Annotated in this window: 17 protein-coding genes and 1 pseudogene; 10 read left to right on the forward strand and 8 right to left on the reverse strand. The window is 71.9% G+C overall.

The genetic code is table 11. The annotated features are described in order from the left end of the window. Positions 1-35: 35 nt before the first annotated feature. The 6 genes and pseudogenes from DRB96_RS02835 to DRB96_RS02865 form a co-directional block, all read left to right on the forward strand. Positions 36-839 (forward strand): alpha/beta hydrolase, encoded by an 804-nt coding sequence (locus tag DRB96_RS02835; protein WP_112446608.1) that lies wholly within the window; start codon positions 36-38, stop codon positions 837-839. Further along, complete coding sequence (locus tag DRB96_RS02840; protein ID WP_112446609.1) at positions 839-2,113, forward strand: SpoIIE family protein phosphatase; 1,275 nt, start codon at positions 839-841, stop codon at positions 2,111-2,113. The genes DRB96_RS02835 and DRB96_RS02840 overlap by 1 nt, the downstream gene beginning before the upstream one ends. Continuing rightward, positions 2,110-2,436: an STAS domain-containing protein gene (locus DRB96_RS02845; RefSeq protein ID WP_112446610.1), complete on the forward strand. Its 327-nt coding sequence runs from the start codon at positions 2,110-2,112 to the stop codon at positions 2,434-2,436. Before DRB96_RS02840 ends, DRB96_RS02845 begins: the two co-directional genes overlap by 4 nt. A gap of 357 nt (positions 2,437-2,793) precedes the next feature. Beyond that, positions 2,794-3,447, forward strand: coding sequence for a hypothetical protein (locus DRB96_RS02850; protein WP_112446611.1), 654 nt, complete (start codon positions 2,794-2,796; stop codon positions 3,445-3,447). Positions 3,448-3,519: 72 nt separating this feature from the next. After that, positions 3,520-4,782, forward strand: a complete 1,263-nt coding sequence (locus DRB96_RS02855) for a DUF6357 family protein (protein WP_112446612.1) — start codon at positions 3,520-3,522, stop codon at positions 4,780-4,782. A 505-nt stretch (positions 4,783-5,287) separates the two neighbouring features. Continuing rightward, positions 5,288-5,705 (forward strand): annotated as a pseudogene (locus DRB96_RS02865) (transposase); the annotation flags it as partial. Here DRB96_RS02865 and DRB96_RS02870 read toward each other — a convergent pair. The 7 genes from DRB96_RS02870 to DRB96_RS02900 form a co-directional block, all read right to left on the reverse strand. Further along, a complete protein-coding gene (locus DRB96_RS02870; protein WP_112446613.1) occupies positions 5,702-5,914 on the reverse strand; it encodes a cold-shock protein in 213 nt (70 codons plus the stop codon). The pseudogene DRB96_RS02865 and the gene DRB96_RS02870 sit on opposite strands and share 4 nt — an antisense overlap. A 383-nt stretch (positions 5,915-6,297) precedes the next feature. Beyond that, on the reverse strand, positions 6,298-6,708 hold the full coding sequence (locus DRB96_RS46195; RefSeq protein ID WP_343234499.1) for a DUF5655 domain-containing protein: 411 nt from the start codon (positions 6,706-6,708) through the stop codon (positions 6,298-6,300). A gap of 255 nt (positions 6,709-6,963) precedes the next feature. Further along, positions 6,964-7,332: a DUF3093 family protein gene (locus DRB96_RS02880; protein ID WP_112446614.1), complete on the reverse strand. Its 369-nt coding sequence runs from the start codon at positions 7,330-7,332 to the stop codon at positions 6,964-6,966. Between the two features lie 111 nt (positions 7,333-7,443). Then, entirely contained in the window at positions 7,444-8,124 is a 681-nt protein-coding gene (locus tag DRB96_RS02885; RefSeq protein WP_112446615.1) for a thioredoxin domain-containing protein, read from the reverse strand. A 7-nt stretch (positions 8,125-8,131) separates the two neighbouring features. Next, the gene (locus DRB96_RS02890) at positions 8,132-10,180 is read right to left on the reverse strand and encodes a cytochrome c oxidase assembly protein (protein WP_162688552.1); all 2,049 of its coding nucleotides are present in this window, start codon (positions 10,178-10,180) and stop codon (positions 8,132-8,134) included. Positions 10,181-10,184: 4 nt separating this feature from the next. Next, the gene (locus DRB96_RS02895; RefSeq protein WP_112446617.1) at positions 10,185-10,799 is read right to left on the reverse strand and encodes a copper resistance CopC family protein; all 615 of its coding nucleotides are present in this window, start codon (positions 10,797-10,799) and stop codon (positions 10,185-10,187) included. An 84-nt stretch (positions 10,800-10,883) separates the two neighbouring features. Further along, on the reverse strand, positions 10,884-11,558 hold the full coding sequence (locus DRB96_RS02900; RefSeq protein WP_112446618.1) for a hypothetical protein: 675 nt from the start codon (positions 11,556-11,558) through the stop codon (positions 10,884-10,886). A gap of 797 nt (positions 11,559-12,355) precedes the next feature. Here DRB96_RS02900 and DRB96_RS02905 point away from each other — a divergent pair. Both DRB96_RS02905 and DRB96_RS02910 read left to right on the forward strand, forming a co-directional pair. After that, complete coding sequence (locus DRB96_RS02905; protein WP_239516100.1) at positions 12,356-15,664, forward strand: right-handed parallel beta-helix repeat-containing protein; 3,309 nt, start codon at positions 12,356-12,358, stop codon at positions 15,662-15,664. An 89-nt stretch (positions 15,665-15,753) separates the two neighbouring features. Beyond that, complete coding sequence (locus DRB96_RS02910; protein ID WP_112446620.1) at positions 15,754-16,947, forward strand: S8 family serine peptidase; 1,194 nt, start codon at positions 15,754-15,756, stop codon at positions 16,945-16,947. A 48-nt stretch (positions 16,948-16,995) separates the two neighbouring features. Here the strand turns inward: DRB96_RS02910 and eccCa are convergent, their stop codons facing one another. Continuing rightward, positions 16,996-21,003 (reverse strand): type VII secretion protein EccCa, encoded by a 4,008-nt coding sequence (eccCa, locus tag DRB96_RS02915; protein WP_112446621.1) that lies wholly within the window; start codon positions 21,001-21,003, stop codon positions 16,996-16,998. A 191-nt stretch (positions 21,004-21,194) separates the two neighbouring features. On the opposite strand from eccCa, the gene eccD reads away from it, so the two are divergent. Both eccD and eccB read left to right on the forward strand, forming a co-directional pair. Further along, positions 21,195-22,601 (forward strand): type VII secretion integral membrane protein EccD, encoded by a 1,407-nt coding sequence (eccD, locus tag DRB96_RS02920; protein WP_112446622.1) that lies wholly within the window; start codon positions 21,195-21,197, stop codon positions 22,599-22,601. A 13-nt stretch (positions 22,602-22,614) separates the two neighbouring features. Continuing rightward, complete coding sequence (eccB, locus tag DRB96_RS02925; protein WP_112446623.1) at positions 22,615-24,096, forward strand: type VII secretion protein EccB; 1,482 nt, start codon at positions 22,615-22,617, stop codon at positions 24,094-24,096. The last annotated feature ends 132 nt before the right edge of the window (positions 24,097-24,228 follow it).

The raw sequence follows: 24,228 nt of genomic DNA on the forward strand, positions 1-24,228 counted from the left end.
GGGGTAGGCGAGCAACTCCTGGGAAGCAGCGGTATATGGACATCAAGCGCAGGAACAACGTGACCGTGACCGGCAATCCGCAGGGTCGGACGGTGGTATTGGCGCACGGATTCGGCTGTGACCAGAACATGTGGCGGCTGACCGTACCCGCACTGGCCGGTGACTACCGGGTGGTGATGTTCGACTACGTGGGCTCGGGCCGCTCAGACCTGTCCGCGTTCTCAGAGGGCCGTTACAGATCCCTGGACGGCTATGCCCGGGACGTGGTGGAGGTGTGCGACGCGCTCGACCTGCACGACGCGGTGTTCGTGGGGCACTCGGTCAGCGCGATGGTCGGTGTACGGGCAGCGGGGATGGCTCCGGAGCGTATCGGGGCGCTGGCGATGATCGCTCCCTCTCCCCGGTACATCGATGACGAGGGCTATCGGGGCGGTTTCAGCGCGCAGGACATCGACGAGCTCCTGGAGTCGCTGGAAGCGAACTATCTGGGCTGGTCGGCGGCGATGGCGCCTGTGATCATGGGGAATGCGGAGCGGCCCGCGCTCGGTGAGGAGCTGACGAACAGCTTCTGCGCCACCGACCCGGACATGGCGCGCGTCTTCGCCCGGACCACGTTCCTGTCCGATTCGAGGGACGAACTGGGGGACGTGAGCGTGCCGACGCTGGTGCTGGAATGCACCCAGGACGCCATCGCGCCCCGGGAGGTCGGCGCCTTCGTCCACAAGGCGATCCCCGGCTCGACCCTGATCACCCTTGATGCGACCGGGCATTGCCCGCACCTGTCCGCTCCCGAGGCCACCAACGAGGCGATCACCGGGTTCCTGGCAGGCCTGCGTTGATGTGCCCCACCGGGCAACAGCCCGACCCGCACGGCGCGGACGAGGAGGAAACGTCGGACGCGGCGTTCGCCGGCCTCCTGGAAGACAGTGCCGAGGAACTGTACGAGAGCGCACCGTGCGGGTACCTGTCCACGCTGATGGACGGCACCATCGCCAAGATCAACACCACGTTGCTGGACTGGCTCGGCCTCCAGCGGGACGCGGTGGTGGGCCGGATGCGGTTCACCGATCTGCTGACCGTGGGCGGCAAGCTCTACCACGAAACCCACTTCGCGCCGCTGCTGCGCATGCAGGGCGAGATCGGCGGCGTCGCTCTTGAGATCAGACAAGCCGATGGTGTCCGGATGCCCGTGCTGGTCTCGTCCGTGGTCAAGCGCGGAGCCACGGGCGAGCCGCTGCTGATCCGCACCACCGTCTTCAACGCCCGCGACCGCCGCGCCTACGAGGTGGAACTCCTGCGGGCCCGCAAGACGGCCGAGGACGCGCTGAGACGGGCGGAGATCGACCGGGCCCGGCTGCAGGACGCCCTCGCGGTACTCCAGCGGTCGCTGTTGCCCGACATCCTTCCGGCCATCCCCGGAGTGGAGACGGCCGCCCACTACCGCACCGCGTCGCCCGACCGGCTCGGCGGCGACTTCTACGACGTCTTCCCCATTGACGGCCGGCGCTTCGCGTTCTTCCTCGGTGACGTGTGCGGCAAGGGCCCCCAGGCCGCCGCGGTCACCTCGCTGACCCGCTACACCCTGCGCGCTGCCGCCCTGCACGACCCCGACCCCGTGTCCGCCCTGTCGACGCTCAACAGGGTGCTCCACGAGCGCTACAGCGGCGGCGACCCCCGCTACTGCACCGCCGTCTTCGGCATTCTCGAGCCCGCCCTCACGACGGGGCACGTCGCCGTCGTCCTCGCCTCGGGCGGCCATCCGCCGGCCCTCCTCCTGCGCGCCGACGGCACGGCCGACTTCCTGGCAACCCCGGGCGGCCTCCTCGTCGGCATCCTGCCGGACGCGCACTTCACCACCGCCGGCACCACGCTCGCCCCCGGAGACACCCTCCTGCTCTACACCGACGGACTCACCGAAGCCCGCACCGGCGAAGGTCGCACCTCCCTGTACGGGGACGAGGCCCTGCACGCCTTCGCCACCGGCCACGCCGGCAGGTCCCCGGACGCGATCATCGAGGCCCTGACCGGTCTGCTGGATGGCTTCGGCAACGGCCTCGACGACGACACCGCCCTCCTCGCCCTCGGCGTCCCCACGACGAAGAACCCGCGATGACACCGCTGAAGATCACCACCCGGAACTCGCCGGCCGGCCCCGTCATGCAGATCATCGGCGAACTCGACTACACCACCGCCCCCGACCTGCGCGACGTCCTCGCCGCGCTCCCCCTCGAACCGGGCCGACTCCTCGTCCTGGACCTCGCCCGCATGGAATTCTGCGACTCCAGCGGCATCAGCGCACTGATCGCCGCCCGCAATCACGTACAGGCCGCCCAAGCCGACATCGCACTCGCCGCCGTCCCCGCCCACACCCTGCGCGTCCTGCGCATCATCGGCCTGGACCAGGTCTTCCGCCTCCTGCCCGGCACCGGGTCCTGACCGCCAGGAATCCGCGCGGAAAGACGCTCCGGCGAGCTCCGGGTGGCGACCGTCGGCCCCGGCGACGGCAGCGGCCGCGGCGAGGTAGCGGCCCTCGGCGGCAACCCGGTCCGGTGATCGTGAGGCTGCGGCCTGCCCGATGATCCTGGCAAAGCTGACCCCACCCGGTCACACATGGGAGACGCCAACCCTCCGCAGCAAGCCCCTCGGGCATCCTCGCCGCTCGCCCTGGGGGCGCGCCTTCAGCGGCTCCGGCGGGAGTTGCGGAGCTGGCTGTTCGTCGGCGATGAACGGCAGGTCCGTCCGCTCTGATTCGCCTACGCTGGTGGAGCCAGCACACGTGAACGAAGGACGCATATGGCTCGCCCCTACAACCCCGGACCGAAACAGTTCGTCTTCGCTGTCGGTGATGGCAACGACCAACAGGTCTCCGTGGGCGACCCTCAAGAAGCCTACGTAGCGTTCTCCGCGTTCTTCCGTGGCCGGGATTCTGACACCTACACCATCAATGACGAACCGTCGGGGCAGAGTTTGGTACTCATGCCCGGGCAAGGTGTGATCTCCCGGATCAAAGACGCGGACCAACCCCGGTCGGAATACCTCCAGGTCGACAGGGGCAATCGCTACCTTCCGAGCGCGATGCTGTTCTTCGAGAACGGATATGCCGGCCTCGACCGCTTCGGCCAGTGGTTCCCCGACCTCGCCGACCTCGACGCGTCACCGGAGACTCGCGGTGCCGCCCGCGCCGCCACGTTCACGACGGAAGCAGCGGCGATCGAAGAAGTCGCTCGGATCTGGGCGGATTCGGGCTGCGTGGACCCGAGCGACCAGTACTACGTCTTTTTCGACTCGCATGACGTCGACGATGACCGAGCCGAACGAGCCGAACTGCTCAAGTTGATCGAGTTCCTCGGTATCGAACGGGTCGACGCCCCGGCCGAGGCCGCCGGGGGCGAAGTCTGGGTGCGCACCGACCGACGCCTCGACGTCGAATGCGCACGGTGGTCGTGAACAGCTGGTGCGGGGCGGTGCCGCAACAACACCGTGCTGCCGGCCCGTGCCGTTCCGAGAAGGACTGAGTCCATGAGAGACATCGTTTTCACCCGCCAGAGCGGCTGGATCCCGAACGTGATCCGCGAGGACGGCGAGCTGAAGCTGATGCTCGGTGCCGGGGCCGACGCCAACCACGAGCCTCGCACGTTCACGTTCCCGATCAGCGAAACCCATCTTGCGGTGATCCGGGAGGACCTGGCCAGGCACCTGCTGCTGTGGAGTGCGGCTCTTCCGCTGTGCGACGCCGCCGGAACCCGGGGCCGGCTCGATGAGAACGCCGCCGTCGCACTCCTGGACCCGATCCTCCTTGCCGGGCCCGCGGACGTCGACGCGCTCTTCCGGCGCATCCCGTGGGACAGGAGCCGGCTCATCGCCCACGGGGCGGACATCGGTCTCCTCGAGCGCGGTCAGGTATGCGCGGCGATGCGCGCGGCGACAGAGACGTCAAACGGGAAACGAGCTCAGGAGTACCACGCGGACCGCCGTCGCGCCGAGCGCGGAGCAGTACTCGGTCCGCTCGACGCCGCGATCCTGAGGTACACGGGCCAGTATCTGCACGGCGCGACGGTTCCGAGGCGGATGCCCGATGCCGTCGACCCCGCACTGCTGCCCGCGGTCATGCGGGTGATCGCCACCGCGGAGCAAGCGTGCGCCGGGATGCGGATCGGCCGCGATCCGCGACGGGGAAAACGCGCCACGGACAAGCGCGACTGGGATCGGATGGAGACGACGGTCGGAGCGGCCGTGCGCCGTGCACACCCTGAGCTCGTCGATGACGCGGTGCGTACCGTGAGCTTCCTGATGTGCTCGGAGGCCGCGGACCGCTCCAGGAGCACACCCATGGAGGATGACGAGGAAGCTGCCGGCCACCGCGCCGACTTCGGCGGGAGTGCGAGGAAGACGGTCCTGTCGTTCACCGACGACAAGGGCGTCGAGAAGAAGTGGCTACGGGACGGTCCCCGCACTGCCGCCGCGGAGTTCTGGGAGTTCGTCGGCGATCGCTCTGCCGCGGACAACGAAGTGTTCACCATCGAGGACGAGGAGATGGGCGAAGGGATACAGCTCCACTTCTACGCGGACTCCCTCGCCCGGATCACGACGCTGCGCGAGGGGACGGGCAGGTCGGATCCGGAGTACCGGGTCGAGTACAGCCTGGTCGACGGGATCGGCGGGTACCGGAAACTGGTGAGCGCCTTCGTCCGCGGCGGCTGCGCCGCACTCGAACAGCACGGTCCCTGGATGTCGGATGTCGCCGAGTTCGAGCGCGCCCGTCGGCGGCGCGACGCCCGTTAGTCCCAGCGGGAGCCCGCGCACTGGGCGTTGTCCGCCCTCATGTTGATGCGCGGTGAAGGACGCGGACTGCCTTCACGACGCCGGTCGTTCGGTTGGCGCTGCAGCGGTGCTTCAGCAGCAGGCGCCGTCCCCTGAGGTTGGCCACGGCCTGCTCTTGCTCTCCGAGACAGCAGGTCAGGACCGGCCCCCTGCCCACCCTAGGCAGCCGCCGAATGAGCACCTTCGACCACAAGGTCGTCGACGGCTTCATCCGCACCATGGAACGCAACGGCGCCGGCCTCGCCACCCAGTCCAACGCCTTCGAGAAGGTGAAGTCGGTCCTCCTCGACGCCTACCGCCCTCGGCACCTATACCGAGAACCCCGTCCTGGGCGTCAAGCCCCCGCAGTACGACCCCGAACGCGCGGTCATCCCCTCCCCCGCCCAGCTCCGCGACATACGCACCGCCGGCGCCGACCGGTTTCTCCTCATCGCCGACCTCATGAGCGGCTGCGGCAGGTCGCGACGGGCAAGGGATCGGCTCCCTGCACCGCCGTCACCGGGCCGCCGAGTTCAAGAAGTTCCTGGCCAAGGTCGACAAGGAGGTGCCGGAGGACCTTCAGGTCCACCTGATCCTCGACAACTACGCGACCCACAAGACCCCCGACATCAAGAAGTGGCTGCTGACGCACCCTCGCTTCCACCTGCACTTCACACCGACGAGTGCGTCGTGGCTGAACCTGGTGGAACGGTGGTTCGCCGAGCTCACGCAGAACACTCAAGCGCGGAGTCCACCGCTCCGTCCAAGCCCTCGAACTCGACATCCGGACCTGGCTCGCCGCCTGGAACGACCAGCCCAGGCCCTTCGTCTGGACGAAGACCGCCGACGAGATCCTCGACAAAGTCGCCGCCTACTGCCACCGAATCTCTGACTCAGGTCACTAGACGACAACCTTCAGATTGATGGCGGACGCCTTGCCGTTCTTCTGGTTCTCCTCGATCTCGAAGAGAACCTCTTGGTCATCATCGAGGGTGTTCAGACCTGCCGCCGAGACTGCGGACATGTGAACGAAGATGTCTTGGTCACTGCCCTCCGGCTTGATGAAACCGAACCCCTTGGTGGTGTTGAACCACTTCACTCGTCCTCGCTGCATGCGTCCATACGCGCCCCTGCGGACGATCACGAAACACACTCGAATGGGTGTATGACTGAGGGCTGGTCGCCGCTGGCCACACGCGGCTCGGACAGCTGACACGCAGACAGCCACCGTCACGCTCCGATGCGCAGACCGAAGGGCTACTGCCTGAGTGAGACCCCGCCGAATCCCCCCTCGGCGGGGTCTCACCATGCACCGACGAGAGCCGGGTGCAGCATCCGAAAGCCAGAGGGAACAGGGGCCTCCTATATCAGCGGTTCCACGAATTCAGAATTCCCGAATTCACCGCATCATGGAAGGGCACCGCCACCCTTGTCCGCACCACGAAAGGCCGACGCTGGTAACTGAACCACAACTCGACACCGCTGGCCGCCAAGCGATCACGCAGCCTCGTAGACCTGCCGCAGTAGCGGCTCCACTCGGCGGAAATCACGGTCCGTGCGCAGTCGGACTTCAAGATCGCCCGTTCCGTGGTGGCCGATCTCGCTGACATCCCGGGTGAAGCCGGGGACGAGGTCGACCTCCTTGGGTGACAGGCGAAGGGTCACGACGACTTCCTGCTGGTGACCGTGGCTGACGCAGGCGAAGTTCCGCAGCGTCCGGTACGCCCGGTACGCCCGGTACGGCTTGCGGTCTATCCGGCTGGCGTCGTCACCAAGCCCTAGGCGCAGCTCCTCCAGCGCAGCCCTCAGGTCAGGGCCATCGACGCTGGCCGGCGCCCTGTCCGCCGATGCCGCCCTCCGCTGCCGGCGGTCGCTTCGGACCGCTCCGTCGGCGACGACGGAGGTCACCGGCTCAAGGGCCAGGAGGTCGCTGCCGAAGTAGCTGCAGCGGACCAGGTCGATGCTGCGGCGGATCTCGCGGACGGCGTGGACGTCGTAGCGCGTGAAGTCCTCCGCGACGCAGACCAGCCTGGGCGCGCTCCACAGGACCTGGGCCGCGGCTGCGGCCCCGAGTCGGTTGCGGACCAGGTGCTGGAACTCCGCCTTGTGGTCGACGAGCCACGACAGTTAGAAGAGTCCCTGCGTGATCACCTGTTGACTGAACTAGTGGCGGAGTTTCCGCAGGTCAGTGACCTGGTGCCGGAAGCGTCGTTGAGTCGGCCATGGAGGCATCGCGAGACCTCGCGGCCCTGTCTGTCCCTCCAGGACGTGCACCTCGCCCAGCGCGCTGAGGGGAATCCGAGCATCGTCGGCGACCAGCAGGTCGCTGGTGACGCGGATGCGGGAGGATCCCTGGGCGCTGACCCACATGCAGGCGATCAGGGTGCCGACGGCCAATCCACCGAGGGCGGCGAGTCCCCCGTAGGGCATGACGATGAGCGCCATGGAGAAGCCGACCGCAACGGCGATCAGCCACCAGGTCCTGGGGGCGGTCAGCCGCTCGTCATAGGTGAGCGGTGCGGGTGAGGTCATGGGGACAGGTCCTCGCTCGTGCGGGTGGAGTCGGTGGCCGGGCAATGGGTCACAGGGGCAGGAAGGCCTCGTCGATCAGCTGAGCCAGTTCCGGCCCGTCCTTGGTGCCGCTCATTGCGCGAGCCGTTCGTCGATCAGCGCCTTGAACGCCTCGTAGGTGCGGGGCGTCTGGATCCGCCGGCCGTCGAGGAAGAAGGTCGGGGTGCCCTGCACATTCAGGCCCATGCCGTCCCGCTGATCGGCTTTGACCCGTTCCTCGGTGGCCGGGTCCTTCACGGCCGCGTCGTACTTCTGCATGTCGAGGCCGAGCTGCTCGGCGTAGCCCCGGAACACGTCCGCCTGGGAATTCTGCGACTCGCCCCACTCTTTCTGGGTGGCGAACATCTTCTTGTACATGTCCTCGAACTTGCCCTGCTGGGCGCTGGCTTCGACGGCGACGGCCGCGGCGCGGCTGTTGCGGTGGCCGGGCAGGGGGAAGTAGCGGACGACGAAGGTGACCCGGTCGCCGTACTCCTGGCGGAGCTTTTCGACCGTCGGATGGACAGCTCCGCAGGATTCGCACTCGAAGTCGAGGAACTCGACGAGGGTCATTTCGCTGCGCTGCGGGTTGGTCAGCCTGTGACTGTCCGCACGTACGGCCTGGGCCTCGCCTACTGCGGGCAGGGACGGAGCTGCCGAGGCCGGGTCGTCCGGCTTGACCAGCAAGAACGTAGCGAAGGCGACTCCCAGTGCCGCCAGAACGGCGGCGAAGGCCAACAGGTTCTTCTTCAGGTTCTTCTTCAGGTTCGTCATGATTCCTCTATGGGGTGGGGTCTTCGGCCGGGCTGTCCCCACGACCGGTGGGCGTGGCTGCCTGCTGCAGGCGGCGGTCGCGGGCGTGGAGGCTCGCCAGGTACGCGTTGTAGGCGGCCAGCGGGTCGCCGGAGTCGCCGCGGTCGATCTGCCGGTCGACTCGGCGGGCCTCTCGACGGTCGGAGCGAACCCACTGCGCGGCGAGGATGATCGTGGTGATCAGGACGGGGATGTCGCCGGTGGCCCAAGCGATCGCACCGCCGTTGTACTGGTCCTCGGCGAGGGACGGCCCCCAGGTGCGGCCCACCGCCTCCCACCAGCGGGCGCCGATGATGCCGGTGGAGCTCATCACGGAGATGCTGAACCACGAGTGGAACGGCATGGTCAGCATGAGGACGAACAGCCGGCCCAGGTGAGGCGGGCGGCGTGGGCCCGGATCGACGCCGATGATCACCCAGAAGAACAGCAGACCGATGGCCAGGAAGTGGATCAACATGGCCGTGTGACCCAGGTGGCTGCCCATCAGGGTCTCGAACCATGAGGTGGAGTAGACGGCGAAGGCGCTGCCGATGAACAGGATGCCGGCCACGGCGGGATGCGAGATGACCTTCACGTAGCGGCTGTGCAGCAGCCACAACAGCGCCTCACGCAGACCGGCCGTCTCGCCCTTGCCGGCCGTCGGCAGGGTTCGCAGGGCCAGGGTGGCCGGGGCGCCGAGGACGAGGAGGATCGGCACGGTCATCGCGAGGATCATGTGTTGGCCCATGTGGACGCTGAACATGACCTTGCCGTACACGGCGAGGCCGCTCATCGTCGCGAGGACCGTGACCGCCAGGCCGAGCATCCAGGCGATGGTGCGGCCGACCGGCCACCGGTCACCCCGTGCGCGCAGCCGGAACACGCCGACGAGGTAGAGCGCGGCGGCCGCGCCCGTTCCGAAGGCGAAGACGGGGTCGAAGTGCCACTGGGTGAACAGGGGCGTCCAGGGGAAGTCGCCCAGCGGAGGCGGCATCGGGAACCCGAGCAGCTCCTCCGCCGGGGACGGCGAGCCGCTGCCGGCGCCGGGTGCCGGCGTTCGGGACAGAGCGACGGCCAAGCCCATCGCCGCCGCCATGACCGACAGCTCGCCGATGGCCAGTCGTACGAAGGGCCGACGGGTGCCGTCGTTGAGGGCCCCGAGGGTCCGGCGCCGGTGCCACCAGCCAATTCCGCCCAGGAGCAGCAGGGCTGCCGACTTCACCAGCACCATCCGCCCGTGGGCGGAGCTGAACCAGACGCTCGACAGGGGCACTCGCACCAGGGCGTTGACCAGGCCGCTCGCGGCGACCGCGAGGAACGCTCCGCCGGCCAGCGGACTGAACCGCCGTGCCGCCACGGCGGCTCCCTCGGCCCGCCGCAAGGCCGCGACCAGGACGAACACCAGCCCGCCGACCCATACGGCGACCCCCGCCACGTGCAAGGCGAGGCTGGTGACGGCCGCGTCGTGGTTGGTGGAGGCAGCGGAGTGCCCCGTGAACGCGGGCGGCAGCACCGCCGCGACGGCGAGGACGAGCGCGACCCGCGCCCACCGGACGGTCGTCACACCCGGGCACAGCGTCGCCATGACCAGTCCGGCCGCTGCCATCACCGCGTACGCGCGGCCCTGCGCCGAGGCGAGGGCGAAGTCGGCCACCATCGCCGGGTCCAGCACTTCGGCCACCGGCCGGGCGAACAGGTCGGACAGGGTGAAGACCAGGAGCGCGGCAGACGAGAGCGCCCACAGCCCGGCGGCGAGCGCCGCCCACGTCAGGTAGCGCATCCGTGAGCGGCCCAAGTCGCGGCCGCCGGGCAGCAGGACGCCGGCCAGCAGGAGAGCACCCACCGTCGCCACCGAGGTGATGTCCACGACGGTGCGCGAGAGGGGAAGACCCCAGGAGGTGAGCGGGCCGGCATCGTCGATCCCCGGCACCCGCTGCGCTGTGGCACCGGCCGCCCACATCGCCACCACCGTGACGCCGACGGCCAGGACGGCCGAGGCGGCAAGGATCAGCGGCAGGCGGACCGCTCTCCGGAGCACGAGATCAGCCGACACGCTGTGCCCTCCGGCGCACGATGAAGACGGCGGCACCAGCACCAGCCCCGGCCACGATCAGCCCACCGGCGATCACCGTGGTGCTGACGCCGCCCGCTGAGGAAGACGCCGTGCCGCTGACCGTGGGCGAGGGGCTGGCGGCCATGGAGTCGCCGGATGCCGCAGGCGGCGCGGACGGCGCGGACGGCGCCGGATCCGGTGTGGCTGTGGCCACCGCCTGGACGGTGAAGCTGTAGGAGCCGGACACCGGGTGGCCGTCGGCCGAGACGACCCGGTAACCGACGGTGTACTTGCCCGACGGCAGGCCGGGCTTCACCACCAGGGACGCGCTCTTGCCGTCGACCAGTGGGTCCCCGGTGCCCGCCGGACTCCCGTCCGGCGCCGTCAGGGCGACCTTGGCGTACTCCTGCGACATCTCGTCGCTGAAGGTCAGCCGGATGCCCGGCGGCAGGGCGTCCAATGTCGCGCCGTCGGCCGGCGTGCTGGAGGTGAGGTCGGTGTGCGCCGAGGCGGCCGGTGCCCCGGCCCACAGGAGCAGGCCGCTCAGGGGTACGACGAGGGTGCGAGTCGCCGCACGGGCGGCACGCCTGGAGAAGGAATACATGCGAAGGGAGGGATCTCTCTGTGCTCCCCGGACCAGCCGGAGCAGGGAACGCCGACGCCCGCGGACGGCCCCTTCACCTGGCCGTCAGGACAGGCAGAGACCACCGCCGGGCGACAGCCCGGTCGTCGAGAGAGGGGCACGCCACATCGGAGCGCGCCCGCACCTGGGTGGTGCTCGCCCGGGGTGTAGGCGGACCACGAGCGCGGACGGCGGCATCGCGCTGGTCTCCAGGTCGCGCAGAGCTGCCTTCGGTCCGTTGCCGGCGTGCAGGTGCGGCCAGACGAACATGAGCAGGGCGCGCAGCGCCTCCAGGGCGGGCCTGCCGCGCCACAAGAGCCGTTCGGTCAGCCCGAACAGCCGCGCGGCGAGCACCAGCATGACCAGGTGTCCGGCGAGGAAGACCTCCGGCGGAACTCCGGCCGCCGAGACATGCTCGACCAGAGTCACGGGATCCTGCGACCCGGTCACGGCCGCGCAGGCACCTGGCAGCGCGTACGCCGCGTGGTAGGCCAGTTGGGCACCGGCCAGCGCCGCCATGAGCTGGCCGTCGGAGAGCTTGTGCCGAGTCAGCAGCACCGCACCGGGCGCCGCGATCGCGGCCATCCCGAGGAGCACGGCCCAGCGCGGCATGTGTCCCTGCGAGAGGAGGTGGCCCAGCAGTGGCAGCAGTACGCACAGTGCCGCGAGGGCGCCGGCGCGCAGGCCGCGCACCACTCCGCGGGCCGGCGAAGGCGGCCGCGACGAGAGGATGGCGGACATGGCTGCTGCACTTTCGGGGAGACCGGTCGGGGTCGGCCCCTGAGACTCGCGAAGAGCGCCACGGGCACCCGCAGGGTATCCCGGGACCCCTGGCGTGCTCGCACCCGGACCCCGTTCTGTCCGTGGAACCGGGACACCACAGGTCTGCGACGCACGGACTCGTCGACTGGCTGGCCGATGCCTTCGAAGCACCGGCCACGGACACGGCATCGGTACGGTTCGCGCTCGTCGACGGAGCGCCGGCCCTGACCGCCCCCGTCCAACTGGCGGAGTACTTCCCCGTGGTGGTAGGCCAGCGGCGGACGGTGACGTCATCGCGGGACGGATCCTCGACGAGGCCGCGGACCTGCTGGTCGAGAGCACGGCCGCGCTTCGACCGGCGCACGGCGAACCGTTGGTGATGGCGGGAGGGTTACTCGGTCCGCGAGGCCCGCTGCTGGAGCGCTTCGCGGTTCGCGTGTCCGCCCGGGGCCTGTCCCCGTACCCGGTCGCGGACGGCCTGGAAGGTGCGGTCGTACTGGCCCGCCGGACGGGCTCGCGTACAGCGGGACCCTTCCGTGACGCCGCCCTGTCCACCGTGGAGGGGGCACACACCTGATCCGCGCGGTCGACACCCGGCGGCCGCAGGGCGGGACGACCCGTCAGACAGACCCCGTGGCCGCTTGTTTCCGGCCGAGGGCGGTAGCGGCCCGTCCGCCCCAGCAGGCATGATGGGCACATCAGTTCCACACGCCCCGGAAGCGACCGGACGCCGCCAAACAGCGGAAACGACGTCGGGGTGCCCGGGAGGTCAGAACGTGTCACGCCAGCTGCTCACCGTCGCCCAGGACGGGACGGGCGACTGCCGCACCATCTCCGAGGCGCTCCGCGCGGCCCGTACCGGAGCTGTGATCAGCATCGCCCCCGGACGCTACGAGGAGAGCCTCACGCTCGTCACGTCGCTGACGCTGACCACCACGGAGGGCCGCGGCACCGTGGAGCTGGCGCCCCGCCAGGGCTCGGCCCTCATCATGGCGTGCGATTCGGCCATGGTGAACTCCCTCGTCCTGCGCGGCCACGACGACGAACTGCCCGTCGTGGACGTCGCCCGCGGGCAGCTCCTGCTCGACCGGTGCGACGTGTACGGCGCCTCCTGGGCGGCCCTGTTCGCCCGCGGCGCCGGCTCGCTGGCGATCCGCCAGTGCCGGATCGAGAACCCCCAGGGCGCCGGAGTGGTGTCCACCTCGGCGGCGGAGAGCCTCCTGGAGGAGTGCGTCGTCGAGCACCTCGGGACCTCCGCCGTGGTCGCCGGCGAGCAGGGCAGGATCTCCGTGCGCGCGGGGCGGCTCCGCGACGCGCGCGGCAACGGCGTCCTCGCGAACGGCCGCGCCCGGGTCCTGGTGGAGGACTGCGAGATCTCCGCCGCCGACAAGCCCGGGGTGGCCGCCGAGGAGGAGAGCACGGTCACCGTTTCGCGGTCCACCGTCACGGACTCCGTCGTGGGCGTGTTCATGAGCACCAGCGGCGCGACCGTCCTGGAGGACGTCACCGTCCGGAACACCACCGGTCACGGGTTCGTGGTCGGCGCCGGCTCCGCGCCGACCCTGCGGCGCTGCCGCACGGACCGGACCGCGGGGCACGGACTGCTGGTGACCGAGCGCAGCCGGGGGGTGTTCGAGGACTGCGTGTTCACCGCCGCCCGGGACGCCGCGGTCCGCGTCACCGACTTCTCCTCGCCCGTCCTCACCGCCGCCGTGGTCCGCGACGCCGAGGGGACGGGGGTCCTCCTGGACGAGGACTGCGCCGCCGAGATCGACCGGCTGGAGGTGGTCGGCAGCGGCCAGGGCGGCGTACTGATCCGGTCGCGCGCCAATCCCCTGCTGCGGCGCAGCACCATCGCGCGCTCGGCGGGCCACGGCATCGAGGTGCTGGCGGACGGCCGGGGACGGCTGGAGGACTGCCTGGTCGAGGAGTCCGGGGGTGCGGCGCTGCACGTGTCCGGGCACGGGAACCTGTACGTCGGACAGGGTCGGCTGCGGACTGCCAAGGGCCCCGGCGTGCAGGTGGGCGCGCTCGGCGCGGTGATCCTGCGCGACACCGAGGTGGACGACTGCCTGGGCGCGGGCATCCGGGTCGAGGAGCGGGGCGAGCTGACGGCGGCCCGGTCCCGGGTGCGGGGTGCGGGCGAGCACGGGGTGCTGGTCGCGGCGGGCGCCCGTACCTCCCTGAGCGCCTGCGAGGTGACCGGTTCGGCCGCCGACGGGGTTCGTGTGGAGGGCTCCGACCCCGTTTCGGTGATCGGCTGCACCCTGCGGGACAACAAGGGCAGCGGGCTGCGCCAGGCCGTTCCCGGCGACCGCCTGGCGGTGGAGCAGCTCACCAGCGCCGGCAACGGCGCCCCGGACGCCTGGGGCAGCGCCGCCGACGCGCAGGCGGCCGGCGACGGCCGGCTGCCGGGCGGTGCGGCCGTCGTCGCCCCTGCCGAGGCGGAGGCGGAGGGCGGCGCGGCGGCGGAGCTGCGGTCCTTGATCGGCCTCGACGAGGTCAAGGAGCAGGTGCTGACCCTGATCAACCTGAACCGCATGGCGCAGCGCCGGGCCGGGCTCGGCATGCCCGCGCCGCCGATGAGCCGCCATCTGGTCTTCGCGGGCCCGCCGGGCACCGGCAAGACCACGGTGGCCCGGCTCTACGGTTCGATCCTCGCCTCGCTCGGGGTGCTGCGCTCGGGCCATCTGGTGGAGGTCTCCCGGGCCGACCTCGTCGCGCAGATCGTCGGCGGAACGGCCATCAAGACGACGGAGACCTTCAAGAAGGCGCTCGGCGGGGTGCTGTTCATCGACGAGGCGTACACACTGCTGTCGGACTCGGCGGGGTCGGGAGCGGACTTCGGCCGGGAGGCGATCGACACCCTGGTCAAACTGATGGAGGACCACCGCGAGGACGTCGTGGTGGTGGCGGCCGGCTATCCGAAGGAGATGACGGACTTCCTCGCCTCCAACCCGGGTCTGGCCTCGCGGTTCACCCGCAGCGTGGAGTTCCGCGACTACTCCTCGGAGGAACTGGTCACCATCGTCGAGCGGATGTGCTCCGCGCACCGCTACGAGCTGGACGGGGAGGCCCGCCCCTCTCTGCACGCGTACTTCGAGCGGATCCCCCGCGACGCCGGTTTCGGCAACGGGCGCACCGCGCGGAAGGTCTTCGAGGAGATGGTGGACCGGCAGGCGTCCCGGCTCGCCACCCGCGGCGACGTCGACGAGCGCGATCTGGCGCTGCTGACCGCCGAGGACGTGGGCCTGCCCGCGGCCGCCGCGGCCGGGGAGGACCAGGACCCGCTGCTGCGGCTGGACGCGCTGACCGGTCTGGCGGCGGTCAAGCGCGAGGTGAGCGACCTCGTCAACCTGCTGGCGACGGCGCGGCGCCGGGCCGCGGCGGGGCTGCCGGCCCCCAGGATCAGCAACCACCTCGTCTTCGCCGGCCCGCCCGGTACCGGCAAGACCACGGTGGCCCGGCTGTACGGCGAGCTGCTGGTGTCCCTGGGCGTGCTCCCGCGCGGGCAGCTGGTGGAGGTGGCGCGGGCGGACCTGGTGGGCCGCTACATCGGGCACACCGCGCAGTTGACCAAGGAGGTCTTCCAACGCGCGCTCGGCGGCGTCCTCTTCATCGACGAGGCGTACACGCTGACCCCGCAGGGCTCGGGCGCCTCCTCGGACTTCGGCCAGGAGGCGGTGGACACCCTGCTGAAGCTGATGGAGGACCACCGCGACGAGGTGGTGGTGATCGTCGCCGGCTACACGGAGGAGATGGACCGCTTCCTGCACTCCAACCCGGGTCTGGCCTCACGCTTCGCCCGGCACGTCGAGTTCCCCGACTACTCCTCGGACGAGCTCGTCACGATCGTGCGCCAGAACGCGCTGGAGAACGGCTACGAGTGCGCCCCCGGCGCGGCTTCGGCGCTGCGCGCGTACTTCGAGTCGATCCCGCGCGGCCGGACCTTCGGCAACGCCCGGCTGGCCCGCCAGACCCTGGAGGCCATGATGACGCGGCAGGCACGCCGGCTCAGTGCACTCGCGGCGCCAAGCCTGGACGACCTGCGGCTGTTGCTCGCCGAGGACCTGCGGGAGCACTGAGCGGGAGCACCGAAGCGGCGGGCCCGGCCCGTACCCGACCGAGAAGAAGCCCCGTCCCCCGCAGGGCGGGCCCCGACCGAGGACCTCCCATGCGTCGCCGTACCCGTCTGCTGTTGTGCACCACCGTTCTCGCTGCGCTGGCCGGTCCGGCGCCCCTCGCGGCGGCGCGGGTCGCCAACGACGGCCCGACGACGCTGCCGGGCGTGCCCGACGTACTCGCTTCCGGCCAGGGCTGCACCACGGTGCCGGGCAAGGACACGGCTGCGGCTCCCTGGACCCGGGGCGCCCTGGGGCTGGAGCAGGTGTGGCGCCTGTCCCGGGGCCGCGGGGTGACGGTGGCGGTCGTCGGTACCGGGGTGAGCGACGCGCCGGCCGTGCTCGCGGGCCGGGTCCGGGTACTGGGCGACGCGGGCCGGGACTGCGTGGGCCGGGGCACCTTCCAGGCCGGCCTGGTCGCCGGGGCGGCGCTGGCCGGCCAGGGGTTCTCCGGGGTGGCGCCGGAGGCGCGGATCCTCGCCGTGCGCGGCACCGGGGAGCGCGGCGAGCCGGACGCGGCCCGGCTGGCGGCCGGGGTGCGGGAGGCGGCCGAGGCAGGGGCGGGCGTCATCACGGTGACCGCGCCGCTGGACGGCACCGACCCCCGGGTGGTGGAGGCCATGGCGGTGGCCCGGGCGAAGGACGCCCTGGTGATCGCGCCCGCCGCGGCGGACGGTCCGCCGCCGGGAGGGGGCGATCCGCAGCCCGCCCCCGTGGCTCCGGCGCAGGCGCTGGCCGTGCTGGACACCGGGCCGCAGGGGACGAGGCCGGAGTCCGCGCCGCCCTTCCGGCACGCCGACCTGTCGGCACCGGGCGGCGCCCTGGTGGGGCCGGGCCCGGTGGGTAACGGCAAGTGGACCGGCTCGGGCGCCTCGATGGCCGCGGCGGTCACGGCGGGCACCGCGGCCCTTGTGCGCGCCTACCACCCCGGTCTGAACGCGGAGGGGGTGCGCGGGGCGCTGCTGGCCGGCGCGTATCCGGGGGACCTGCCCGCGCTGGACCCGTACGGGGCCGTGTCCGGGGTCGCCCCCGGTACGGCGGCCCCCGCCGAGGCGGCGCGCGTGGACCCGGTCAGCCTGCCCGAGGCGCCGCGGACGGCGGGGGCGCGGACGACGGCCCTGCTGGTGACGGCCGTCGCGGGCGGGACGGTGCTGCTGGTGGCCTTCCTCGCGGTGGTCCTGCCGCGCGGCCGCAGCCGCGGCTGGCGGCCGGGCCGGCTGGACGACCGGGGCACGTCTGCCAGGTAGCCAAAAGCCGGGGCGCCCGACGCCGGGGGACGGGCCGGCGTACGCGGCTCACTGCTCTTCGGAGCCCTCCTCCCCGGGGTCGGGCAGGGCGAGGTGGACCAGCCGGGTCTTGCGGCGTACGACGCTCTGGGCCCGGCCCGGCGGCAGAATGCGCGGCTTGACGCTGTCGAGGAGGTAACCCTCCGACGGCGGGCAGGACAGCAGCAGCGCCGACGAGTTGACCTCGTTCATCTTGCGGACGAGGGGGTCCGTCCGGCCCGCGCCGGTGGAGGCGCGGGCAACGATCATGTGCAGGCCGATCTCGTGGCCGAGCGGCAGGTGGGCGAGCAGCGGTTCGAAGGGGCCGTCGAAGGCCGAGCCGACCATCTCGTAGTCGTCGACGACGACGAACAGGCGCGGCCCGTTCCACCAGTCGGCGCGGCGCATCCGGGCCGGGGAGATGTCCTCCCCGGGGAGCCGGTCGGCCATCGCGCGGGCCACGCCGTCCACGTACTCGCGCAGCGGGTCCGCGGAGACGGCGTGCCCGAGCCGGTACTCCTCGGGGATGGCCTCGACCAGGCCCCGGCGGTAGTCGACCACCAGGAAGCTCGCCTCGTCGGGGCTGTGGGTGGCCATGATGCGCTGGACGAGCAGCCGGAGCGCGCTGGTCTTTCCGCTCTCGGTGTCTCCGACCAGGTAGAGGTGCGGGCTCTGACGGAAGTCGTGCCAGACGGGGGCCAGTTCGACCTCGTCGAGGCCGATCGCCACTCGCAGCGGGTGGTCGGAGGCGGGGAGTTCGGCGGCGGGCAGCTGGGTGGGGAGCATGCGCACCTGCGGCGCCGGAGGCGCGTCCCAGCTCTCCGCGACGGCCTCGACGAGGTCGGCGAGGGCCTCCGAGAGGTCCTCCGCCTGCTCCTGGCCGTCGATCCGGGGCAGGGCCGCGAGGAAGTGCATCTTGTCGGGGCTCAGGCCCCGGCCCGTGGTGACGGGTACGGTGGCGGCCTTGCGGATGTCGATGGCGGAGTCCATGGGGTCGCCCATGCGCAGTTCGAGCCGGGTGCCGATCTGGTCGCGCAGGGAGGCGGACACGTCCACCCAGCGCGAGGTGGCGATCACGAGGTGGACGCCGTAATTCAGTCCCCGGGAGGCCAGTTCGCCGAAGATGCCGAGGTCGTCGAAGAGTTCGCTGCGGACCGTGGACCAGCCGTCCACGACGAGGAAGACGTCGCCGAAGGGCTGGTCGGCGAACTCGCCGGCCGCGCGCCGCCTGCGGTAGGTGGACATCGAGTCGATGCCCTCCTCCTGGAAGAACAGCTCGCGCCGGCCCAGCAGTGAGGTGACCTCCGCGAGGGTGCGCGAGATGCGCTCCCGGTCCAGGCGGCCGGCGACCCCGCCGACGTGCGGGAGGCCCGCGAGCGAGGAGAGCGCGCCGCCGCCGAAGTCCAGGCAGTAGAACTGCACTTCTCGGGGGGTGTGGGTGAGGGCGAGGGAACAGATCAGGGTGCGCAGCAGGGTGCTCTTGCCGCTCTGCGGTCCGCCCGCGACGGCGACGTGGCCCCCGGCGCCGGAGAGGTCGACGGTGAGCAGGTCCCGTACCTGCTCGAAGGGGCGGTCGACGAGGCCGACCGGCACGCGCAGCCGCCCGCGGTCCGGGGAGCCGGCGGTCGTGAGGCCGAAATCGGGGTCCGGGGTCAGCGGCGGCAGCAGGGAGTCGAGGCTCGGCGGGGTGTCGAGCGGGGGCAGCCACACCTGGTGTGCGGGCGGTCCGCTGTCGCGCAGCCGGTCCAGGGCGAGGCCGAGCAGGCTCGTCCCCTCAGTCTCGGGCTCGGGCTCGTTCTCCGGGTCGGGTTCGGGGGCGAGCGGCAGGGTGTGGGGCACCACCCACTCGGTACCCCAGGGGACGACCTGCCGGGCGATCTGCTCGCGGCGGACGCCGCGGCGGGGCGCCTTGTACGTACCGGACACGTACGCGGCGCGGAAGCGGGTCAGGGCCTCGACGCCGCTCTTGAGATAGCCACTGCCGGGCTGCGAGGGCAGGTGGTAGGCGTCGGGCACGCCGAGGACGCCGCGGCTCTCGATGGCGGAGAAGGTGCGCAGGCCGATGCGGTAGGAGAGGTGGCCCTCCAGCTGGTTCATGCGGCCCTCCTCCAGCCGCTGGGAGGCGAGCAGCAGGTGCACTCCGAGCGACCGCCCGAGCCGGCCGATCATGACGAACAGCTCCATGAAGTCGCGGTGCGCGGCGAGCAGCTCGCTGAATTCGTCGACGACGACGAACAGGCTGGGCAGCGGCGCGATCTGCGCACCGGCGGCGCGGGCGCGCTCGTACTCCAGGAGGGAGGCGTGGTTGCCGGCCTTGCGCAGCAGTTCCTGGCGGCGGATCAGTTCGCCGTGCAGGGCGTCCTGCATGCGGCCGACGAGGGCGACCTCGTCGGCGAGGTTGGTGATGACGGCGGAGGTGTGGGGCAGTTCGTCCATTCCGAGGAAGGTGGCGCCGCCCTTGAAGTCGACGAGGACGAAGTTGAGGGTCTCGGAGGAGTGGGTGAGTGCCAGGCCGAGGACGAGGGTGCGCAGCAGCTCGCTCTTGCCGGAGCCGGTGGCGCCGATGAGCATGCCGTGCGGGCCCATGCCGCCCTGGGCGGACTCCTTGATATCGAGTTCGACGGGGGTGCCGTCCTCGCCGACGGCGATGGGCACCCGCAGCCGTCCGCGGCCTTCGACGGCTCGCTGGGGCTGGCCCCAGAGGCGGGCGGGCTCGTGCCGCCGCAGGTCGGGGATGCCGAGCAGGGCCGTCAGTTCGGTCTCGGCGACGAAGGGCTCCGAGGCGGTGACGCCGCCGCCGAGCCGGTACGGGGCGAGGCGCGCGGCCAAGGCGCGGGCGGCGGCCGGGCCGAGGCTGTCCGGGCGACCCAACAGGGTTGCCTGTTCTTTGCGTTCGCGATCGGTGCGGACGAGGTGCAGGCCCTCGTCGTCCAGGCGCAGCCGCAGGGTGCCCCGGGCGGCCTTCCAGGCGAGGGCCCCGCCGAGGTCCACGAGTACGGTGTTGCGGTAGCCGGGTCCGGTGACACGGTGCCCGGAGGGCACGGCCCCGCCGTCCACCACGACCACGGTGAAGGGCTCGTCACGGCCCGGCGGGGTCTCCGGGTCGAACGGCGGCCGCTGGGTGAAGTCCGCGCCGAGCAGCTCCTCCAGCGCCTGGAAGTCCGCGGCGGCGAGCCGGGCCTGACCCGCGCCGTCGCGCTGGTAGCCGTGCTGGGCGTGAGGGAGCCACTTGAGCCACTCCCACGCGGCGCGCCGCTCGTCGCTGACGCACAGCGCGATGTTCAGCTCCTCCGGCGCGTGGAAGGTGACCAGTTGGGCGAGGAGCGACCGCAGCAGGGCCCGGGACCGCTGCCCCTCCTCCCCGCCCCCGTCGCCGCCTTCCTCCCGGATCACCACGCGCGACCAGGCGCGCAGGTACAGGGCGATGGGCTGGTCGGGGACGGTTCCGTAGGCGCGGATGAAACTGCGCAGCGCGTGTGCGGCGAGCGGTTCGAGGTCCTCGACCGGCTTGGTCGCGAGGGGGGTGAGCCGTGTGGCGAGTTTCTGGTCGCCGACCGCCACCCGCACCTCGGCGAAGTCGTCGTCGGAGGGCCGGCGCTCCCACTGCCGGCTGGTCCCGGCCAGCGCCCACAGGGCGGCGGGCTCGGGGTGGCGCCAGGCCAGCGCCTTCTGCTGGGCGCCGACGGTGACGCGGATCTTGCGGCGCATCTGGGCCAGGTAGCGCAGGTAATCGCGTCGCTCACCCTTGAGTTTGCGTTTGCGTTCACCCGCACTGCGGATCAGCTGCGCGCCGATCATGGCCACGGAGGAGAGCAGCATCAGCCCGATGGCTATGTAGCTGAACGCGGTCGCCTGGCCGGGACGCAGGAACATCATGAGCATGCCGAGGGAGGTGAGTCCCATCGGCAGGTACGTCCACATGGCCGACGTGTTCGGTTCCGCCTCCGGCAGCGTGGGCGGCTCCTGGAGGCTGAGTTCGCCCTCGGGCATGTCGGGACCGCGGCGGCGGGCGGGCCGACGGAACAGGACGGTGCTCACGCTGGTGTGTCTCCTCGGGCTCGGCGCGTCCGGCCCCCGCCCCCCGTGCGGTGTCGCGGGGGACCGGGGACCGCTCTCCGCGCCGGGTGACGGCGGAGGGCCAAGGGTGGTCTGTGACCTGCTGTGTTGGTCACGGTAGTGTGCACTACCTCCCTTTGGTACCCCGGCCCCTGGATAGGTGCTGCACCGTCATGACTGAAACTCCGGGCATATCGAGCCCCGGCCTGTGCCGACTCACGGTGAGGACACCGCGGCGCCTGCTCGACCTCGCGGTGCCGGTCGACGTTCCACTGGCCGACCTCCTGCCCACGCTCCTGGACCACGCCGGCGAGGAACTCCCCGAGCAGGGAATCGAACACGGCGGCTGGGTCCTGCAACGCCTCGGTGGGGAACCGCTGGACGAGGAGAGCACACCCGAGGCGATGTCCCTGCGCGACGGGGAGACCCTCCATCTGCGTCCCCGCACCGAGGCATTGCCCGCGATCCACTTCGACGACCTCGTCGACGGGGTCGCCAGCACCATGCGCGGGCGCCCGCACGGCTGGGACGCCACGGCCGGCCGCCGGCTGCTGCGGACGGCGGGCGTCCTGCTGCTGGCCGCCGGCTGGGTCGTGTGCGCCCTGCCCGGAGGCAGCGGGCCGGCCCGGGCCGCCGTCGCCGGCATCACGGGACTGCTGGTCCTCTTCGGCGCCGCCGCGGCCTCCCGCGCGGTCGGGGACTCGGCCGCCGGAGCGGCTCTGGGCGTCTTCGTGGCGCCCTACCTGGCGCTGGCCGGCGCCCTGCTGCCCGTCGGCGAGGCCGACGGCGGCGGGCAGTTGGGCGGTGCCCGGCTGCTGGCCGCGTCCGCCGCGGCCGCGGGCGGCGCGGTGCTGGCCGTGGCCGCGGTGGCGGCCTTCGTACCGCTGCTGCTGTCGGTGGCGGTGGCCGCACTGGCTGGGGCGGTCTGGGGGACGCTGATGCTGACGCTGGACGTCGGCCTCGGGCCCGCGGCGAGCGTGGTGGCGGTGTTCGCCGTGGCCGTCGGCGGGCTGGTCCCCGGATTGGCCTTCCGGCTGTCGGGGCTGCGACTGCCGATCCTGCCGTCCAACGCAGAGGAGTTGCAGGAGGGCATCGACCCGCACCCCCACGAAGGGGTCGTCGGCCGCACCGCGCTGGCCGAGGAGTGGATGACCGCCCTCTACGCGGCCGTCGGCCTGGTCTGCGCCATGGCCCTCACCGCACTGCTGCTGGACGACCCGGGCACCCCGGCCCGCGTCACCGCGGGCGTGCTCAGCCTGCTCCTGCTGCTGCACTCCCGGCCCATCGGGAACGTCTGGCAGCGCCCGGCGGTCTTCCTGCCCGGCCTGTACGGGCTGGTCCTCGCGGCCCTCACCGGCGCGTCCGCCCTCTCCCCCGGCAACCGCCCGGCGGTGCTCGCGACCCTGCTGGTGCTGGCCGGGGTGGCGCTCGTCACGTCCTGGACCGTGCCCGGCCGCCGCATCCTGCCCCACTGGGGCCGGGCCGGGGACATCCTGCACACGTGCGCGGCGGTCGCGCTGATCCCGCTGGCGCTGTGGGTGCTCGGCGTCTACGGCGCCCTGCGCTCCATTTCCGGCTGACGGGGGGAACGACATGCAGTCCAGGAAGGACCAGGTCCAGGCCCACATGTTCGTCATGGGCCGGCTGACCAGTGGCATGCTGCGGCAGGACCCGGACGCCCCGGAGAGCCCGGTCGGCCGCACCAATCGCGGCCTGGCCTGGGGCATCGGCCTCGGCGTGGTGCTCGTCGTCGGCTTCGTGCTGTTCGGGCTGCTGTCCCCGGCCGGCACCAAGTCCTGGCGGACGGCGAACGCGCTGATCGTGGAGAAGGACACCGGAACGCGCTACTTGTACCTCGACGGGCGGCTCCACCCGGTACGGAACTACGCCTCGGCCCGCCTCATGTCCGAAAACCGGCTGAGCACCGTCACGGTGTCCTCGGCGTCCCTGCGCGGCGAGCCGCACGGCACCCCGGTCGGCATTCCCGGCGCCCCGGACTCGCTGCCCGAACCCGGCGACCTGGAGAAGGGCTCCTGGCAGGTGTGCGCCGACGAACCCCGCCAGACGGGTCCGGACGGCACCGGCCGCACGGCCCGCACCTCGCTGCGCCTCGGCTTCGCCTCCGACGGCGAGGCACCGGGGAACCAGCGGGCGCTGCTCGTCGCCGGCCCCGACGGGGTCCGGCACGTGCTGTGGGGGGACCGCCGGCTGCGGATCGGCGGGCACGGGGCCCAGCAGGCGCTCGGCTATTCCGGCGCCGTCCCCACCGCCGTCTCGGCCGCCTTCCTGGACAGCCTGCCCGCGGGCGCCGACCTGGCCGCCCCCGAGATCGAGGGCCGCGGTACGGATGCGGGCACGGTCGGCGGCGCGGCCGCCCGGGTGGGCCAGGTCTTCACCCTCTCCTCCCCCGGCACCGCGCAGCAGTACTTCCTGCTGGAGGCTGCCGGACTGCGCCCGCTCTCCGCGCTCGCGGCGGCCCTGGTCCTGGGCGACGACCGCACGGCCGGTCAGGCGTACCCGGGCCGCGTCCCGGCGGCGCTGGCACTGAGCGCCGACGAGCTGACCCGCCGGCAGGCCCCCGCCGGACAGGGCGGATCGGACCCCGCGGACTGGCCGGCCGGCGCCCCGGCCGCACTGGCCCTGACCGCCGGCTCCCAGCTCTGCGCCCAGATCCAGCCCGAGGGCACCGCCCCCCGGATCCGCATCGCCCTGGTACGCGAGGCGGGGAGGGTCCCGGACCCGGCTGCGGGACCGGAGATCGCGCGGGCCTGCCTGCCGGTGGACGGGATCGCGGTCCGCCCGGGAGGCGGGGCGCTGGTACAGGCGCTCGGCGCCGGTGGCGGCGTACGCGGCACCACGACGTACCTGGTCACCGACGTCGGCGTGAAGTACCGGCTGCCGGACGCCGCCGCGGTGGAGCGGCTGGGGCTGAAGGGCGGGCACGCCCAGGCCGTGCCGTCGAGGCTGCTGGACATGCTGCCCACGGGCCCGCGGCTCGACGTGGACACGGCGATGGGCCGTCAGCCCGCGGCGGGCGCCGGAGGTTTGAAACCGGCCGACTCCCCCTGCGAGTGAACCCGCGGCGGAGTTTCACCATCCTCCTCGGTGGTGACCGGCCGTTCTCGCGTCCGGACATCAGAGGAAGCTCAAAAGACGACTCCCCTCGTTGCAGCGCCCATACAAATGTTCTTACCATCAGCCGACACG

This window comes from Streptomyces sp. ICC1 (assembly GCF_003287935.1).
GTDB classification, from domain to species: Bacteria; Actinomycetota; Actinomycetes; order Streptomycetales; family Streptomycetaceae; genus Streptomyces; species Streptomyces tritrimontium.